The sequence below is a fragment of the Streptomyces sp. UNOB3_S3 genome (genome assembly GCF_020740895.1).
Classification (GTDB): Bacteria; Actinomycetota; Actinomycetes; order Streptomycetales; family Streptomycetaceae; genus Streptomyces.
In genome coordinates this window covers 1-2,189 of sequence record NZ_JAILXP010000622.1, presented here as the reverse complement: position 1 = coordinate 2,189, position 2,189 = coordinate 1, and the positions used below count along the sequence as shown (strand labels likewise).

At 70.4% G+C, this 2,189-nt stretch carries 2 protein-coding genes; one reads left to right on the top strand and one right to left on the bottom strand.

Annotated elements, in window-relative coordinates; translation table 11 throughout:
• Window positions 1-1,152 (top strand): LCP family protein (locus K6I33_RS34425; RefSeq protein WP_229358735.1); only part of this gene is annotated, 1,152 nt, incomplete at its 5' end.
• 15 nt (window positions 1,153-1,167) lie between these two features.
• Here K6I33_RS34425 and K6I33_RS34420 read toward each other — a convergent pair.
• Complete coding sequence (locus tag K6I33_RS34420; protein ID WP_229358734.1) at window positions 1,168-1,962, bottom strand: VOC family protein; 795 nt, start codon at window positions 1,960-1,962, stop codon at window positions 1,168-1,170.
• Between the last annotated feature and the right edge of the window lie 227 nt (window positions 1,963-2,189).

Sequence of the window (2,189 nt, the reverse complement as noted above, 5' to 3'; positions counted from 1 at the left end):
CCCCAGCAGTACCGCCCGCCGCAGGGCTACGACGACCCGAGCCCTTCGGACGGCTACAGCACCGGCCAGGTCTACGGGCACGGCAGCGGCGGCGGCCGCGGCGGCACCGGCCGGGGGGACCCCGGCGGCACGGGCGGACCAGGCGCGCGGGCCGGCGCCCCCGACTGGCGCAAGCGGATCAAGATCGGGGCGATCGCGCTGGTCGCCACGGCCCTGGTCGTCTCCGTGAGCACGTACTTCTGGGCCGACGGCAAGCTGCGCCGCGAGGTGGACCTCGCCAAGGTCGCCGACCGGCCGGCGGCGGGCGAGGGCACGAACTACCTGATCGTCGGCTCCGACAGCCGCGAGGGCCTGTCCGACCAGGACAAGAAGGACCTCCACACCGGGTCGGCGGACGGCAAGCGCACCGACTCGATGATGATCCTCCACACGGGCGACAACGGCACCACGATGCTGAGCCTGCCCCGCGACTCGTACGTCACGATCCCCGCCTTCACCGGCGCGTCGTCCGGGAAGCAGTACGCCCAGTCCACGCACAAGCTCAACCGGGCGTACTCCGACGGCGGCGCCGAGCTGCTGGTGCGGACCGTCGAGTACAACACCGGTCTGCGCATCGACCACTACGCGGAGATCGGCTTCGGCGGCTTCCGCAATCTCGTGGACGCGCTGGGCGGCGTGGACATGTGCCTCGACAAGCCGGTCAAGGACCGGGACTCGGGCGCGGACTTCAAGGCGGGCTGCCAGACGCTGAACGGCGCGCAGTCGCTGGCCTTCGTCCGCCAGCGGCACCAGGAGGCCGACCAGGACCTGGGCCGGATGCGCAACCAGCAGAAGTTCCTGAACACCCTCGCCAAGCAGGCCGCCTCGCCCTCGACGGTCCTCAACCCCTTCCGCCTCTACCCCGTGATCGGCTCCGGTCTGGACACCCTCATCGTCGACAAGGACATGGGGCTGTGGGACCTGTCGTCGATGTTCTGGGCCATGAAGGGCGTCACGGGCGGCGACGGACAGCAGCTGACCGTGCCCATCGGCAATCCGAACCTGCCCACGCGCGGCGACGGCGAGGCCGTGGCGTGGGACAAGGTCAAGGCCAAGCAGCTCTTCGACCAGCTGAAGAAGGACGAGAAGGTCACCGCCGTCGCCCCGAAGTGACGACGGCGGCGGCTGTCAGGCGTCGTCGGGTGACGGCCCGGTCGTGTTGATCACGGCGAAGACCGCGCCCTGCGGGTCCTGGAGGACGGCCATCCGGCCGGCCACCATGTCGAACGGCGGCACGATCACGTTGCCGCCGGCCTTGGTCAGCGCGTCGACCGTACTGTCGGTGTCGTCGACGGAGAAGTACGTCAGCCAGTGGGAGGGCGATCCGGGCGGGGAGTTCTCCAGACTCTGCATCCCGCCGACCACGCGGCCCTTCGCCTTGAGGGAGAGGTAGGCGGGCATCTCCTCGAAGGGCTCGGCCGTGAGGTCCAGGGCGTCCGCGTAGAAGGCGCCGGCCGCGTCGGGGTCGGCGGTGTTGAGCTCGTTCCACACCACCGCGCCCGGCTCGTTGACGATCTGTGAGCCGGGGAAGTCCTTGGCCTGCCAGATCCCGAAGACCGCGCCCGTGGAGTCGGCCACGACGGCCATCCGCCCGAGCGTCATCACGTCCATCGGGTCCGTCAGCGGGGTGCCGCCGGAGTCCTTGATCTTCCGCATGGTGGCATCGGCGTCCGCGACGGCCAGGTACGTCGTCCACGCGGGCGGCGGCTTGGAGCCGCCTTCCTGCGCCATCGACGTCATGATCCCCACCACGGGCTTGTCGCGCAGCGTGCAGACCGCGTACCCACCGGTCTCGGGCGGCCCGGGCTCCCCCTGCCAGCCGAAGAGATCGCGGTAGAAGTCGAGGGCCTCCCGCTGGTCGGGGACCACGAGATCGGCCCAGCAGGGCGTCCCGGGCACATACGGCTTCGTTACCTCGGGCATGACGCGCGCCTCCCTGGCAGTACGGACACCCCCGCGACCACCTTCACCCGCCGGGTGGCGGCCCGCCACCGGAGGAACGGCGAACGGCCCCCGGCGGACCCTTAGGTTCTAGTGGTCGTTGCAACACCCCAGCCCAGGGGTGCTGCGATGGACTTCGAGATCCGTGACCGGTCGATCATCCGGGGCCCGAAGCCGTTGACGGAAGAACGGCGCGTCTACCTTGAGCT